Here is a 14,417-nt window from a genome sequence, read left to right as displayed (position 1 = left end):
CCGTAACAAGCCGCCGTCACGACCGAATGCGCCAACCCGTGCGGAATATCCACGCAATCGCACCGAGGCACAGGGCGGTGAACGCCGCAATCGCCAGGAGTGACACGCCGACAGGGACATCTGCCTGTTCAAAGAACGACCAGCGGAACCCAGAAATCAGGTAGTGAACTGGGTTCAAAAGGGTCACGGCCTGCCAGAACGGAGGCAACATGGTGGTCGAATAGAAGCTACCCCCGAGGAACACCAACGGCGTGATGATAAGCAGCGGAATAATCTGCAGTTGTTCAAAATTTCCGGCCCAGATTCCAATGATGAAGCCCACCAGGGAAAACGACAGACAGGTCAGGATCAAAAACGCGACCATCGCCAAGGGGTGCATCACCTGCACGTCTACAAAGAAAAACGAGGTTGCAAAGATGATAGCGCCGATAATGAGGGCCTTTGACGCCGCCGCCCCGACATACCCCACTGTCGCCTCAAGGAAGTTGATGGGCGCCGAGAGGAGTTCGTAGATCGAGCCCGTGAATTTGGGGAAATATATCCCGAAAGACGCGTTAGACGTCGCTTGGGTCATGACGGACAACATAATCAGACCCGGTACGATGAAGGCGCCATAGCTGACGCCCTCTACCTGATCGATACGGCTACCGATGGCCGCGCCGAACACGATGAAATACAGCGAAGTTGAGATAACAGGCGCGAGGAAGCTCTGCCGATAGGTGCGGAAAAAGCGCGACATTTCGAAAATGTAGATCGCACGCATTGCTTGATAGTTCATGCTGCGTCTCCTTTGACCAGACCGACGAAAATCTCTTCGAGGCTGCTTTGCCGTGTTTCCATATCCACCATTTGAAGCCCCGCTAGTTGGAGGTCGTTCAAAAGCGCGGTGATGCCTGTGCGGTCGGCCTTTGTGTCATAGACGTAGCGAAGGCGGGCGCCCTCATCGATTACCTCTAGCCCGTATTTGCCGAGAGCGTCGGGAAGATCACCCATCAAAGGCTGATCTAGCTGAATAATCAGTTCTTTCTGCCCCATGTGGCTCATCAATGCATCTTTGTCCTGCACAAGCATAATCTGGCCCTTGTCGATCACGGCGACGCGGTCGGCCATAGCTTCGGCCTCTTCGATGTAGTGGGTGGTCAAAATGATCGTCACGCCATCCTGACGAAGCCGATCTACAACCGCCCACATGTCTTTGCGCAACTCAACGTCCACACCCGCGGTCGGTTCATCTAAGAACAGAACCCGCGGTTCATGGGCCAGCGCTTTGGCAATGAGAACGCGGCGCTTCATGCCGCCCGATAGCGCCATAATCTTGGTGTCTTTTTTGTCGATCAATCCGAGTTGGCGCAGTATGTCTGTTACCAAGGCGTCATTGCGCGATTTACCAAAGAGGCCGCGCGAGAAACTAACCGCGTTGAAAACGGTCTCGAACGCTTCGAGGCTCAGCTCTTGAGGCACTAGTCCGATCATCGACCGCGCAGCACGATAGTCCTTGAGGATGTCATTGCCACCAACCGTGACAGTCCCCGACGATGGCATTGTAATCCCGCAAATCGTCGAGATCAGCGTGGTCTTACCCGCACCATTCGGCCCGAGAAGCGCGAGAATTTCTCCCTCTTCGATATCAAGCGTCACGCCTTTGAGAGCCTCAAACCCTGAAGCGTAGCTTTTGCGCAGGTCATTGACCCGTACGATCGGTGCCATTCGGAAATCCCCCCTAGTCGGGCAAAGAAATAGCCCGCAGCACTGCTACGGGCTACTGATAATTATGTGCGGCTGTGCGCAGATCAGTTGCTTTTGGCGCGACGCACACCAGCGGCAAGATCAGCAACCATGTCATTTACAGCGGTTGCCGTCGCAGCCGTTGCGGTGTCGCCTTCACCAAAGGTCGACGCGATTTGGTTTACAAGTGCGGTGCCCACAACCACGCCATCGGCATGTTCGCCCAGCGCCGCAGCGTGTTCCCCCGTCTTAACACCGAAGCCAACCACGATCGGCAGGTCAGTATATTTGCGGATACGTTCCAGTGCGGTCGACACAACGGAGTAGTCAGGGGTCGCAGCGCCCGTAATGCCGTTGATCGACACGTGGTAAACAAAGCCCGAAGAATTCTTCAGAATGACAGGAAGACGTTTGTCGTCGGCAGTCGGCGGAACGAGGCGAATGAAAGCCAGCCCCTGTTTCATCGCGGGGATGCACAGTTCGTCATCTTCTTCAGCAGGGACATCCACAACGATCATGCCGTCAACGCCCGCTTCTTTGGCATCGAGGACGAATTTCTCGGGACCGTAGGAATAAATCGGGTTGTAGTAGCCCATCAAGATGACCGGAGTATCTGGGAAATCCTTGCGGAATTCACGCACCAGATCGAGCGTCTTAACGGTCGTTTGGCCAGCATCGAGAGCGCGAAGGCCCGACGCCTGAATGGCAGGACCGTCGGCAACTGGATCGGTGAAGGGCAGACCAAATTCGACGATATCCGCGCCAGACGCCGCAACGTTCTTGAGAATAGCGAGAGAGGTTTCCGCATCCGGATCACCCGCCATGGTGTAAGTCACCAGAACAGGACGATTTTCGGCACGGGCTTTCGCAAAGCAGGCGTCGATACGGGCGGTCATGATAGTCTCCTTGGCCGTGAGCAAAACGGCTTTAGCAGGAAAGCGCGAGGTTGCAAACGGGGCGTGGCACCACGTTAGACGGCCGCGCCCCAAAACCTCACCCGACCTGTGTCGACGTGCACAAATGTATCGTAGCCCCCGACCCCACCCATTCGCAGTCCTTTGGCGAGTTGGATCGTATCGCGGATCGACACACCAGGGAGACTAAAATCAATAGCTTTCGCCTGAATGTGGAGAGAATTGCGCGCAGCGTTGGCCCCCGCCGCGCGGATAGCGTCGTTGGTTGCGCGACTGCGGTAGCCAGAAAGAAAACGCAAATCGCCCGAAAACCCTTGGCGACGGGCTTGCTCTTGGATTTCGAGCAGGCCGACTATAGCGTTTGCATCAATCGGTTTGACTTCGTTTCTACGCCAGTCCCGCATAAAGCGGTTCACTTGATCCAGCGCGGCATGATCGACACCCGTCGCCTGAACTGGGCGCACAGCGATGCGTTCGTCCGTGTGGATATTCCACATATTGAGAACGGGCGTTCCCGCAGCAAAATCGACCTGAGGCGATTGACCCATTGGCCCTTCCTGCAGCGGTTCAGGCTCTGGGTCATACATTTCGTAAAGGCTCGCGCCTGTGTCGAGGTCAATCAACGGCCCAGCGCCGCGCGCCAGAATGCTCCCCGTGATCGCTACAGCAGGGCGCGCGACGAATGGCATCGCTAGACCGGCTATCAATCCTGTTATGACATCACGACGTTGCACGCATTTCCCTTTGACCTAGTCAGCCAATGAAACTGCAAGTTCTGGGCCAAACAGGAAATCGCCGCGAAACCCTGTTCATCGGCTTTGTGACGTTATATCTAGTCAACGCGCAACAGATGGATGTCCCAATGCCCTATTACCGTTCTCGTAAATCCACCCATGGCCGCAACATGGCAGGTGCCCGCGGTCTTTGGCGTGCCACAGGCATGACCGATGGCGATTTTGGTAAGCCGATTATCGCAGTCGTGAACTCGTTCACCCAGTTCGTTCCGGGTCACGTGCACCTCAAAGACCTCGGTCAAATGGTCGCTCGCGAAATCGAAAAAGCAGGTGGCGTTGCAAAAGAATTCAATACGATTGCTGTCGATGACGGCATCGCGATGGGCCACGACGGGATGCTCTATTCGCTCCCGAGCCGCGAAATCATTGCTGACTCGGTCGAGTACATGGTGAACGCTCACTGCGCAGACGCGATGGTTTGTATCTCGAACTGTGACAAGATCACCCCAGGTATGATGATGGCGGCAATGCGCTTGAACATCCCAGTGATCTTTGTGTCTGGCGGCCCGATGGAAGCTGGCAAAGTTCAGATCGGCGATCTGGAACACGCGCTCGACCTCGTCGACGCAATGGTTGCCGCGGCTGACGACAAATATACTGACGAAGAAGTTGACGCGATTGAGAAAGCCGCCTGCCCGACCTGTGGCTCGTGCTCGGGAATGTTCACCGCGAACTCGATGAACTGTCTTGCTGAGGCGCTCGGCCTCGCGCTGCCGGGTAACGGTTCGGTTCTCGCAACACACGCTGACCGAAAGGAACTCTTCCTCGAAGCGGGTCGTAAGATCGTTGAGATCACCAAAGCGCATTATGAAGAAGAGAAACCGGGTCTTCTGCCGCGCGACATCGCGACATTTGAAGCGTTTGAAAACGCAATGTCGCTCGACATTGCGATGGGTGGTTCAACTAACACCGTTCTCCACCTTCTCGCTATCGCTCATGAGGGCGAAGTGAACTTTACCATGGCGGACATGGATCGTCTGTCGCGCAAGGTTCCGTGCCTGTCCAAAGTTGCCCCTGCAAAAGCAGATGTTCACATGGAAGACGTGCACCGTGCTGGTGGCATCATGGCGATCCTTGGCGAACTGCATCGTGGCGGCCTGCTGCATGGCGACGTCAGCACCGTTCACACCCCTACCATGGCCGAAGCCATTGCGAAGTGGGACGTGATGACCACGAACGATCCGAAAGTGGACGAATTCTTCCGCGCTGCACCGGGTGGCGTTCGCACGACAGAAGCGTTTTCGACCCAGAACCGCTACAAAGAGCTCGACCGTGACCGCAAAGGTGGCGTGATCCGCTCTGTCGAAAATGCGTTCTCCAAAGATGGTGGTCTTGCTGTTCTCTATGGCAACGTTGCGCTGGACGGCTGTATCGTAAAAACAGCTGGCGTAGATGACTCGATCCTAAAGTTCACAGGCAAAGCCAAGGTTTACGAAAGCCAAGACGATGCTGTGAATGGCATCCTGACTGGCAAAGTGGTCGAAGGCGAAGTCGTCGTTATTCGCTACGAAGGTCCGCGTGGCGGTCCAGGCATGCAAGAAATGCTCTACCCGACGTCCTACCTGAAATCCAAAGGCTTGGGCAAATCGTGCGCGCTTCTGACGGACGGTCGTTTTTCAGGCGGCACTTCGGGCCTATCTATCGGCCACGTTTCCCCAGAAGCAGAAGAAGGTGGCCTGATCGGTCTGGTCGAAACCGGCGATACTATCGAGATCGACATCCCGAACCGCACCATCAACCTCGCCGTTGACGAAGCAACTCTGGCAGCCCGTCGTGACGCCAAAGGTCCGCTTCCATGGAAACCAGCAGAGCCGCGCAAGCGTCAGGTTTCGACCGCGCTAAAGGCCTACGCGATGCTGGCATCGTCGGCAGCAAAGGGCGGCGTTCGTATTCTTCCAGAATAAGATCGCGCCTCGCTACATTCAAAGGCCGCCCCAATCGGGCGGCCTTTTTCATATCAGAAAGAGCGTGATCGACGGGAACAAAAGCAAGATCGCCACGCGGATCAAATCAGAGCCGACGAACCAAATGACCGCACGATAGGTCTCTGGCATAGGGGTTTCACGATCCATCGAGTTGATGATAAACAGGTTCATTCCTACAGGCGGCGTTATCAATCCCACCTCAACCACGATCAAAACGAGCACCCCGAACCAGATCGCCAGTTCTTCGGTTGTCATACCCCATTCCATCATTTTCAACGCAGGGAAAAAGATTGGGACCGTCAGCAGGATCATCGACAGACTGTCCATCACGCAGCCCATGATGAGATAGAATACAAGGATAGCGATCAGGATAACGATGGGGGCGTAGCCTTGGGACAAGAGCCATTCCGACACCTCTTGCGGCGCACCTGATCGGGCCAGAAAGCCGTTGTAGTACTTGGCGCCAAACACGATCAGATAGATCATTGCGGATGATTTTGCCGTCGCCAAGAACGCCTCAACGATAGCGTTCCGCCCCAGGGTTCCGTTCAGCGCAGCCACGATCCCCGTCCCTGCCGCACCAACTGCAGCCCCTTGGGTTGGGGTAAAGAGGCCAGTGTAGATACCCCCAACGACCGTTGCGAACACAGCGAGCACTGGCCAGACTTTGACCAACTCGTGCATGCGATCCGCATAAGACACAGGAGGACGCGTACCCGCTTGATCAGGATATCGCCGCACATAGAGCGAAATGGTGATGGCGTAACCAACTGCCGCTAAAAGACCGGGGAGGAAGGCCGCAAGGAACAGCTTCGCGATGTTTTGCTCGGTCAGGATCGCATAGACCACAAGGATCAAAGACGGGGGAATAAGGATGCCCAACGTTCCGCCCGCTGCCAGCGTTGCCGTCGAAAACCCACCTGCGTAGCCAGCGCGCTTGAGCTCAGGCAGAGCGACCTTGCTCATCGTGGCCGCCGTTGCCAGCGAGGACCCGCAGATCGCACCAAAGCCGGCGCAAGCCCCGACCGCGGCCATTGCAACGCCTCCGCGACGATGGCCGATCCAGCTTTCTGCTGCTTTGAACAAGGCACGCGACATGCCGCCAATAGATGCGAAATGCCCCATCAGAAGGAACATTGGCACGATTGACATGGAGTAATCGGAAAATGTGGTGAAGGTCTCAGTCTTTAATTTGGCCAGAGCAAGGTTGGGGTTCCCCATCATCAGCCAAAGTCCACCGAATCCCGCGCAGAACATCGAAATGCCTATAGGTACGCGCAGGAAGATAAGGCCGAGAAGTGCTGGGAACGACCAAAGGCCAATTTCGAGGTTGCTCAATGAACCGCCCCTTCACCAACAGGCAGGAACGACCGCCCCGAAACTGCCTCCGCAATTCGAACGGTCGCCGTGTAGAGGCTGCAAAGCGCCGTGAGCCCCAGCCCTGATAGACCGATCAAATACGCCCACCAAAGCGGGATCTGCAGCAATGTCGTCCGCGTGCCTGCACGGTGTTTTGCCTCTAAACCCTCGAACAGTTTCCAAACGATCACTACCAGCACGGCGGCAACCAACACGTCGACCAAAGCTTGGAGTACACGCAAAACTGTCACTGGCATGTTTTGAGTAAAGAGGTCGACGCGCGCATGTCCTGCCGTCATCTGACATAGAGGTAAGAATAGGCAAATCGTTACTGCCATGCCCAGCTCAACCAGTTCGAAATCACCGCGCACGGGCCCAATGCCCAGCGCCAATATCGAGCCGGACAAGGCTGGAGCAAATTCAACCATCGCATGTGCGAGATCGGCGGTAATTTTGCCCATAATCGACAAGCAAACCATCACGATGAGCGCGGACAGAACCAATCCGCCCACAATCGCGCAGCCTTTTGCCAACCAAAATAAAACTCTGAACATCCCACCCACGTTCACGTGCCCCTTTGCTTGCAGCGATATGCGCAAAGGTCCTGAAAGTCGAGATTCTAGGGGGCTTGAAATATAAAACCCCCGATCCGCTCAGCCTTTTGGGCGATCAGATCAGGGGTATTAATGCTAGTCCATATCCCTCCTCCAAAGCATAGGGACCTGCATCAAAGTGAAACCTGTGTTTCAAGCGCCAACGTGACGGCAGGTCAGCCTGATGTCAAATAGTGCAAATACAACCTATACTTTTGAGACTTTTATGCTGCTGCGCAGCATTTTTCCACATTCTCGATTGAGCCATTGAACTGTCGAGCCAGTTTCATAATTTTATGATTAAGGTCAAAGCGAAAGCCCGTGGTGACAGCTAGTGACCTAATCGGGGGGAACGACCGGACACCAACTCAAGGGAGCCATCGGGCCACCATGCATCTTGTTAACAAAACATTCGATGAACTCAGAATCGGCCAGACCGAATCCCTTCGCCGATTGGTGACGGCAGACGACCTGTATGTGTTCGCCAACGTATCTGGGAACTACAACCCAATGCATCTACCGCGTCATGATGGCGACGGCGATGGTGCGGTCGAAAGCGTCGCACCTGGAATGTATATCGCATCGCTGATTTCAGCAGTGTTAGGAACCTGCCTCCCGGGCCCCGGAACGCTCTATCGTCGCCAGACGCTCGAATTTTTTGACCGCGTTCACGCTGGCGAAGAAATCATCTGCACGGTCACTGTCACCGCCAAAGATGAGGATGGGATCGTCACTCTATCCACCGATATCACCCGAGCCGACACTGGCGGCCTCGTGTTGCGTGGTGAGGCGCAGGTCCATGCCCCAACCGTCAAATTTGACAAAGACAACGTAGACGTGCCGCGCCTTGTCGTTGAACGGCATCGGCATTTTGAAGCGCTATTAGAAAAGGCAAAACCCCTGCCCCCACTCGCGACAGCGGTCGTCTGCCCCGAGGAAGTTAAATCCTTGGGCGGCGCGCTACTTGCGGCGCAGGAAAGCATCATCACGCCAATCCTGATCGGCAATCCCGCCAAGATCAAAGCCGCGGCAGACGAACTGAACGAAGATATTTCCGCCTTTGAAATCATCGAGGCCGACCATCACTCTGCTGGATCGATCGCGTGCAAGCTTGTCCATGACGGAAAAGCCGCTGCCGTGATGAAGGGGCATCTACATACGGACGATCTGTTGCGCCCGATGCTCGACAAACAAAACGGTCTGCGGGTTGGTCGACGGTTTACCCATGTCTTTGTCATGGACGTTCCGGGAATGCGGCACCCTGTGATGGTCACAGACGCCGCGATCAACATTGCGCCCGACCTCGATACCAAGGTCGACATTGTTCAGAACGCAATCGACCTCGCGATTTCCATTGACTCCGAAGAACCTCTTGCCGCCGTCCTGTCTGCGGTTGAGACAATCAATCCGTCTATCCCGTCGTCAATCGACGCAGCGCTTTTGTCCAAGATGGCCGAGCGCGGACAAATCACGGGCGGCAAGGTGGACGGCCCGCTTGCGATGGACAACGCAGTCGACATTGGTGCTGCCCGAACAAAGGGGCTAAGCGGCGATGTGGCTGGTCACGCGAATATCCTTGTCGTTCCAAACCTCGATGCGGGGAATATGTTGGCCAAACAGCTCGCCTTTATAAGCCACGCCGAAGGGGCTGGCCTCGTTCTAGGTGCGAAAGTTCCAGTAATCCTAAACTCGCGGTCTGACAGCAAAATGTCGCGCCTTGCATCGTGCGCTGTTGCTGCACTCCATGATGCTCGGCTCAATGGCCTCAAAGCAGGTGACGTGAAATGACGACCGTTCTAACGCTGAACGCGGGGTCTTCATCGCTGAAATTTGCGGTCTACTCTTCAGATAGCGATCACCCCATGGTCACGGGGCTGGTAGACCGGATCGGGGCGAATGCAACGTTGAAACTAAAGGATCAACGGGGGTTCGACCTACCAACGAAGACTGACGGTCTGAGCACGCATCAAGAAGCGCTCAACACTGTGCTTTCGGCAATCGAGCCAGAACTGGATGGAAAGACCATTGATGTGGTAGGGCATCGCGTCGTTCATGGTGGGCAGTGGTACGACGCGCCAGTGCAGGTCACGGATGAGGTGATCGAGCGGTTGACCACGCTCGAACCGTTTGCGCCCCTTCACCAACCGCACAACCTAAGTGGCATCAAGGCAGCCAAAGCCGCGTTCCCTAACGCGCCTCAGATCGCCTGTTTCGACACAGCGTTTCATCGTCACCACCCCTATGTAAACGATACCTTCGCGATACCACGCGCCTATTACGACAAAGGCGTGAGGCGGTATGGGTTTCATGGGCTGTCATATGATTACATTTCTGGCGAGTTGCGCCGCATCGCGCCGACAATCGCCCACGGTCGTGTGGTCGTCGCCCACCTTGGGAACGGTGCATCAATGTGCGCGATTCAAGACGGCAAGTCAGTCGCATCGACCATGGGGTTTTCGGCGCTCGATGGGTTACCGATGGGAACCAGATGCGGGCAACTCGACGCGGGTGTCGTTCTCTATCTGATGGACCAAGAGGGTCTTTCGGCCACCGACATTTCAGACATGCTCTACAAGAAATCTGGCCTTCTCGGCCTGTCTGATTTGTCAAACGACATGAGGGCGTTAGAGGCCTCGGATAGCATCGAGGCCCGTCAGGCGATCGACTATTTTGTCTTCCGCATTCAGCGCGAACTAGGCGGCATGGCGGCCGCAATGGGCGGGGTTGATGCGTTAGTGTTCTGTGGCGGGATTGGTGAAAATTCAGCCTTTATCCGTGATCGCGTCTGCGAGCGAACTGCATGGATGGGCATTGAAATCGACCACAATAAGAACGACGACCACGCACAGGTCATCTCGACCGAGATGTCCCGCACAACTGTCATGGTTATCCCAACAAACGAAGAACTCGTGATCGCCCGCGCCGCTCGCGAATTCACAGGCGTTTAAAAGAGGATATCATCCAAGTCATCCGACCCAGCGTCGGGTGCAGCATTCGCAACAGCGTCGAGCGCCACGACATCACCACCGAACAGTTCATCATGGATGATCCGTTCGCCTTCCATCGTGTACTTCGTTCTCAGTGACGACAAAATGTCGGTCATCCGATCAGGGTCACTCGCGCCTTGGTCGGCAACAGTATCCTTGAACAATTGCAGCCCCATCAAATGCGATCCGAGGCGGTCAAGTCGTTCACTAAAGCGTTCCAGCTCACCCGTGGCTGACGCGATCTGAATAGGCAGGGACGAGGCCGCTGCGTCAAAGCCAGAACTTGTGCGAACCATCAGCCCGTTTGCTGTCTCAATCATATTGAACAGCGACTGGCCGTCGTTTGAGAAATCCGACAGGCAGCTTTCGAGGCCGCCGATGCGGTCTTCGGTCAAGACACGGATCGTTTCACGCGTATCGGCCAAAATCGACTGCAGTCGCGCTATGATGAGGTCGCTCTCATCCGTCAAATCACGGAGCCAGTGCGCCAGCTCGCGAAGTGCGCGACCTTCGGTGCCGAGTTTTGCGCAGATGATCACGGCGTTGATACCAGACAGACGGATCTGATGCGCGATGCCGCGCAGCGTCGCTTCATGTTTGAGAATGACGGCCAAACGGTTGTGAACGGATTCGGCACGGCCCTTCATGGCGGCGAAATGTTCACCGTTGCCGCGCAAGCTCTGTTCGAGCTTCTTGTGTTCCTTGCCGCCCGTCGTCGACGAAAGTCCCGACCCACCCAAGGTCGTGCGAGACGCTGCGAGAATGGCCTGTTCGCCGCGTTCCTGAACGGCCCGCAAAGAGGCAATCGCCGTTTGGATGTCGTCTTGCGTCCGAAGCTTCATACGCTCTGACAGCGCGATCGCGAGGTCAGCCAGTCGGGACGCATCGCGGCCATCAACAGTTTCTGCAATCGCCAGTGTTTCTTCGACCCGCTCAATACGCTGACGCGCGGAATCGCCGGTTTGAAGCGCAACGATGATGCGCCCGACTTCTGACGCAATCTGATTGGCCTGTTCATCCATGTCTTGCGCGGCAGAAACCATGCCTGCCTGACCGTCGCGAATCTTGGTCGACATGGTCGAGAACGCGGCAATAGACGGCATAACGTTCTGGCGCAATTCGCCCAGCATCAACCGCTGCTCGTAGTCCATCGCTCTGACGTCATAGGCAATCTCAGCCATAGAGTCGTTGATTTCACTCAGGATGTTTTCTGACTCTTCTGACATAGCAGCGAGCCTGTCGATAAAAGCAGTCACTTGCGGACGGGCAAGAACAAGGCTGTTACCCTGAATACGCGCGTTAATCGAAATATTAGCGATGGTCCGAACGACACGGTCCAATTCATGGACTTCGGACGAAATCAGTCGCACCGATTTATGCAGTTCAGACGACGCCGTTGTAAAGCTGCCGCAGTTGGCCTGAAGCGTCGAAAGATGCGCGTTGACGGTATCGATTAAGGCGGACAATTGCGCTTCGGTTTCAGCACCAAGTCCCTCGCGCAATTCGGCAAACACCGTCGACAAGTGTCCAAGCCGATCCAGAGCGCCTTCGAGGCTGGCGCTTGCAGATACAAAGGTCGTTTCAATTTCTGATCTCAGCCGAACAAAGTGGTCAATCGTCGCGCGAATGGGAGATTGGATAGGGGTAAAATGCGTCATGATCCGGCCCCTTGATACCCGTGCATACGGGCAAATGTAGTTATTGAAAGTGCAAGCCGGCCCAGAGGCAGAACCTGCTTTGCGTGACCGAGGTTCACCGCTTCGCGCGGCATTCCGTAGACGACACAGGTGGCCTCGTCTTGGGCGATGGTGTGGCCGCCAGCCCGTTTGATTTCACCCAAACACTGAGCACCGTCATCGCCCATGCCCGTCATTATGATACCTAGGATATTCGCGCCACCTGCAGCGGCCCCAGAGCGGAACAGCACATCGGCAGAGGGGCGATGACGACTGACACTTTCACCTTCCACCACTTGGACCCGGTACCCAGATGGTCCACGGCGCAGCAGCATATGGCGGTCACCTGCCGCAATGATGCAGCGTCCTTGTGTGACGGTCATTCCATCTTCGGCTTCGCAAATTTCGATCTGAGCGAGGCTATTCAAACGATCAGCAAAGGCTTTGGTAAATCCTTTGGGCATGTGCTGGACAACGACGACCCCTGGTGCATCCGCAGGCAAAGCGCAAAGCACTTCGCGCAAAGCCTCAGTCCCCCCCGTCGACGCCCCGATGCAAACGATTGGTTCGGTCTTTGGGATCGGTCGCGAGAAATTGGGCGGCGGTAGAATAACATCCGCAGAAAGTTTGGCAGTCGGCTGGATTGGCGTTGCCGCACGACGCGGGAGCCTGCGCCCCGGTACGCGATTGCTCTGAGCAGCGGCATGGATCGCGTCACAAATTCTGGCCGACGCCTCTTGGAACACCTTCGCGTCTGCCATCGACGGCTTGAGGATGACATCGACGGCACCCGCCTCCATAGCTTCAACACTACGCAGGGATCCACTCTGCGTAAGCGAGGAACAGATGATGACGGGCAACGGCCGCTGCGCCATGATCTTCTTTAGGAAAGTGATCCCGTCGACGCCCGGCATTTCAAGGTCTAGTAAGATGACATCTGGCAACGCTTCTTTCATCAAACGTGCTGCGGAATAAGCATCCTGCGCCATGGCCTGCACGCTCAACGCTGGATCGCTCTCAACGATTTTCCGCATCATGACGCGCGCTGACGATGAATCGTCCACGATCAGAACTTTGATTGGGTCAATTTCAGCACTGGTCATTTTGCGATCTTCTTAAAAATTGTTGGTTTCACTTGTTCGAGGCTGTCACATCGAACGACCATACTTTCGGCGTGACCCACGATCAGATAGCCGCCTATCTGCAAGTGATCTGCCAGCCTTTGCACGACAGCTGCTTTGTCAGGCGCATCGAAGTAGATCAGGATATTGCGCAGAAAAATCACAGATACATCGCGGTCGACGGGGTAAGACAAATCGATCAGGTTCATGTGACGGAACCGAACGCGCTGACGTAGCTCGGGGACGATGCGCACTTTACCATCCATACGCGGAGTCTGGGCGGTCATGATGTAGCGCCGCGCTAAATCAGGTGCGACGGTCGCAATCTGTTCTTGATCGTAGACGCCAATCGTCGCCTTTTTGATCATACGATGCGAGATATCGGTGCCCAGAACGCCCCAATCAAATCGCACACCTGTGCGGCAAGCCTCTGACAGAACCATCGCGATTGTATAGGCTTCGGCGCCCTCGGAACTCGCGGCGCTCCAAACCTTCATGCGTGCCTTTTTCACACCCGCGTTCGCGATTATCTCGGGAACGATATGGCTTCTCAGGAAATCGAAGTGTTCCTTTTCGCGGAAAAAGCTCGTCGTATTTGTGGTGATGAGATCAATGACCTGACGCAGTTCATCTTCGGGCAACTGTCCGTTGACGAGAGCCTGAAGGTAGCTGTTCACATCGGGAAGCTGCCACATGACCATTCGTTTACGTAGGCGCTGTTCGATCATTGGGGCCTTTGACGCCGGCAAGCTGATGCCAGTGAGGGTCCGGATGATATGCCGGAACCTTTCGCTGGTATCAGTTTGCAATGATGTCATGACCACGGTGGAGTCCTCAGGCCGCGTCAAACGCAGCAGAGTTCGATACCCCTGCAAGGATTGCAGGATCACCAAACAGATGATCGAGGTCGAGAACGCTGACGATTTCACCGTTGCGGCGCCCGATCCCCGCGATGGCAGCACCGTCCCAACGCAGCAGTTCAGCTTCGGTCAGCGGACGCATTTCGTCGTCGTCCATACGGGTGACCTCGATGACGCGGTCTGTCCGCACGCCAACGACGCCCGACCCAGTGCCATAGTCCATCAATGTCACGAGGATACGGGTATTGGGTGTGTCCTCTAACGGCTCTAGGTTCAGCAAACTCCGTAGATCGACGACGGGGATGTTTTCTCCGCGCAAATCAATGATGCCCATCAGATATTTCGGCGCCTTCGGCAACGGTGCGACAGGACGAATGTCTAGAATCTCTCGAACCCGATCGACCGCGACACCATAAATGGCGCGGTCGATTGTGAAGGTGACGATGTCAGTGCAAGTCGACAT

At 55.7% G+C, this 14,417-nt stretch carries 13 protein-coding genes; 3 read left to right on the top strand and 10 right to left on the bottom strand.

The window, feature by feature from the left end; genetic code table 11:
* Nucleotides 1–16: 16 nt before the first annotated feature.
* From BSK21_RS01750 to BSK21_RS01735, 4 genes are all read right to left on the bottom strand, one after another.
* Nucleotides 17–778: an ABC transporter permease gene (locus BSK21_RS01750; RefSeq protein WP_067550320.1), complete on the bottom strand. Its 762-nt coding sequence runs from the start codon at nt 776–778 to the stop codon at nt 17–19.
* On the bottom strand, nt 775–1,707 hold the full coding sequence (locus BSK21_RS01745; RefSeq protein ID WP_067550322.1) for an ABC transporter ATP-binding protein: 933 nt from the start codon (nt 1,705–1,707) through the stop codon (nt 775–777). Before BSK21_RS01745 ends, BSK21_RS01750 begins: the two co-directional genes overlap by 4 nt.
* A gap of 83 nt (nt 1,708–1,790) precedes the next feature.
* Nucleotides 1,791–2,621, bottom strand: coding sequence for a tryptophan synthase subunit alpha (trpA, locus tag BSK21_RS01740; RefSeq protein WP_067550324.1), 831 nt, complete (start codon nt 2,619–2,621; stop codon nt 1,791–1,793).
* A 74-nt stretch (nt 2,622–2,695) separates the two neighbouring features.
* Entirely contained in the window at nt 2,696–3,373 is a 678-nt protein-coding gene (locus BSK21_RS01735; RefSeq protein WP_156529578.1) for a DUF882 domain-containing protein, read from the bottom strand.
* A gap of 128 nt (nt 3,374–3,501) precedes the next feature.
* Between BSK21_RS01735 and ilvD the strand changes: the two genes are divergently transcribed.
* Nucleotides 3,502–5,337: a dihydroxy-acid dehydratase gene (gene ilvD / locus BSK21_RS01730; RefSeq protein WP_067550576.1), complete on the top strand. Its 1,836-nt coding sequence runs from the start codon at nt 3,502–3,504 to the stop codon at nt 5,335–5,337.
* Between the two features lie 48 nt (nt 5,338–5,385).
* Here the strand turns inward: ilvD and BSK21_RS01725 are convergent, their stop codons facing one another.
* The gene (locus tag BSK21_RS01725; protein ID WP_067550328.1) at nt 5,386–6,696 is read right to left on the bottom strand and encodes a TRAP transporter large permease; all 1,311 of its coding nucleotides are present in this window, start codon (nt 6,694–6,696) and stop codon (nt 5,386–5,388) included.
* The gene (locus BSK21_RS01720; RefSeq protein WP_067550577.1) at nt 6,693–7,271 is read right to left on the bottom strand and encodes a TRAP transporter small permease; all 579 of its coding nucleotides are present in this window, start codon (nt 7,269–7,271) and stop codon (nt 6,693–6,695) included. Before BSK21_RS01720 ends, BSK21_RS01725 begins: the two co-directional genes overlap by 4 nt.
* Nucleotides 7,272–7,700: 429 nt before the next feature.
* Here BSK21_RS01720 and BSK21_RS01715 point away from each other — a divergent pair, with 429 nt between their 5' ends.
* Together BSK21_RS01715 and BSK21_RS01710 are read left to right on the top strand one after the other, a co-directional pair.
* Nucleotides 7,701–9,098 (top strand): bifunctional enoyl-CoA hydratase/phosphate acetyltransferase, encoded by a 1,398-nt coding sequence (locus BSK21_RS01715; protein WP_067550330.1) that lies wholly within the window; start codon nt 7,701–7,703, stop codon nt 9,096–9,098.
* Nucleotides 9,095–10,258 carry an acetate/propionate family kinase gene (locus tag BSK21_RS01710; RefSeq protein WP_067550332.1) on the top strand — a complete coding sequence of 388 codons (1,164 nt, stop codon included), beginning with the start codon at nt 9,095–9,097 and terminating at the stop codon, nt 10,256–10,258. The genes BSK21_RS01715 and BSK21_RS01710 overlap by 4 nt, the downstream gene beginning before the upstream one ends.
* Here the strand turns inward: BSK21_RS01710 and BSK21_RS01705 are convergent.
* The 4 genes from BSK21_RS01705 to BSK21_RS01690 are packed head-to-tail and all read right to left on the bottom strand — an operon-like array spanning nt 10,255 to nt 14,417.
* Nucleotides 10,255–11,955 carry a hypothetical protein gene (locus tag BSK21_RS01705; protein WP_067550334.1) on the bottom strand — a complete coding sequence of 567 codons (1,701 nt, stop codon included), beginning with the start codon at nt 11,953–11,955 and terminating at the stop codon, nt 10,255–10,257. The two genes, BSK21_RS01710 and BSK21_RS01705, sit on opposite strands and share 4 nt — an antisense overlap.
* Entirely contained in the window at nt 11,952–13,076 is a 1,125-nt protein-coding gene (locus BSK21_RS01700) for a chemotaxis response regulator protein-glutamate methylesterase (protein ID WP_067550336.1), read from the bottom strand. The genes BSK21_RS01705 and BSK21_RS01700 overlap by 4 nt, the downstream gene beginning before the upstream one ends.
* Nucleotides 13,073–13,912, bottom strand: coding sequence for a protein-glutamate O-methyltransferase CheR (locus BSK21_RS01695; protein WP_067550338.1), 840 nt, complete (start codon nt 13,910–13,912; stop codon nt 13,073–13,075). The genes BSK21_RS01700 and BSK21_RS01695 overlap by 4 nt, the downstream gene beginning before the upstream one ends.
* 16 nt (nt 13,913–13,928) lie before the next feature.
* Nucleotides 13,929–14,417, bottom strand: coding sequence for a chemotaxis protein CheW (locus tag BSK21_RS01690; RefSeq protein WP_067550340.1), 489 nt, complete (start codon nt 14,415–14,417; stop codon nt 13,929–13,931).

This window comes from Marivivens sp. JLT3646 (assembly GCF_001908835.1).
GTDB classification, from domain to species: Bacteria; Pseudomonadota; Alphaproteobacteria; order Rhodobacterales; family Rhodobacteraceae; genus Marivivens; species Marivivens geojensis.
This window is presented reverse-complemented; position numbering and strand designations above follow the sequence as displayed.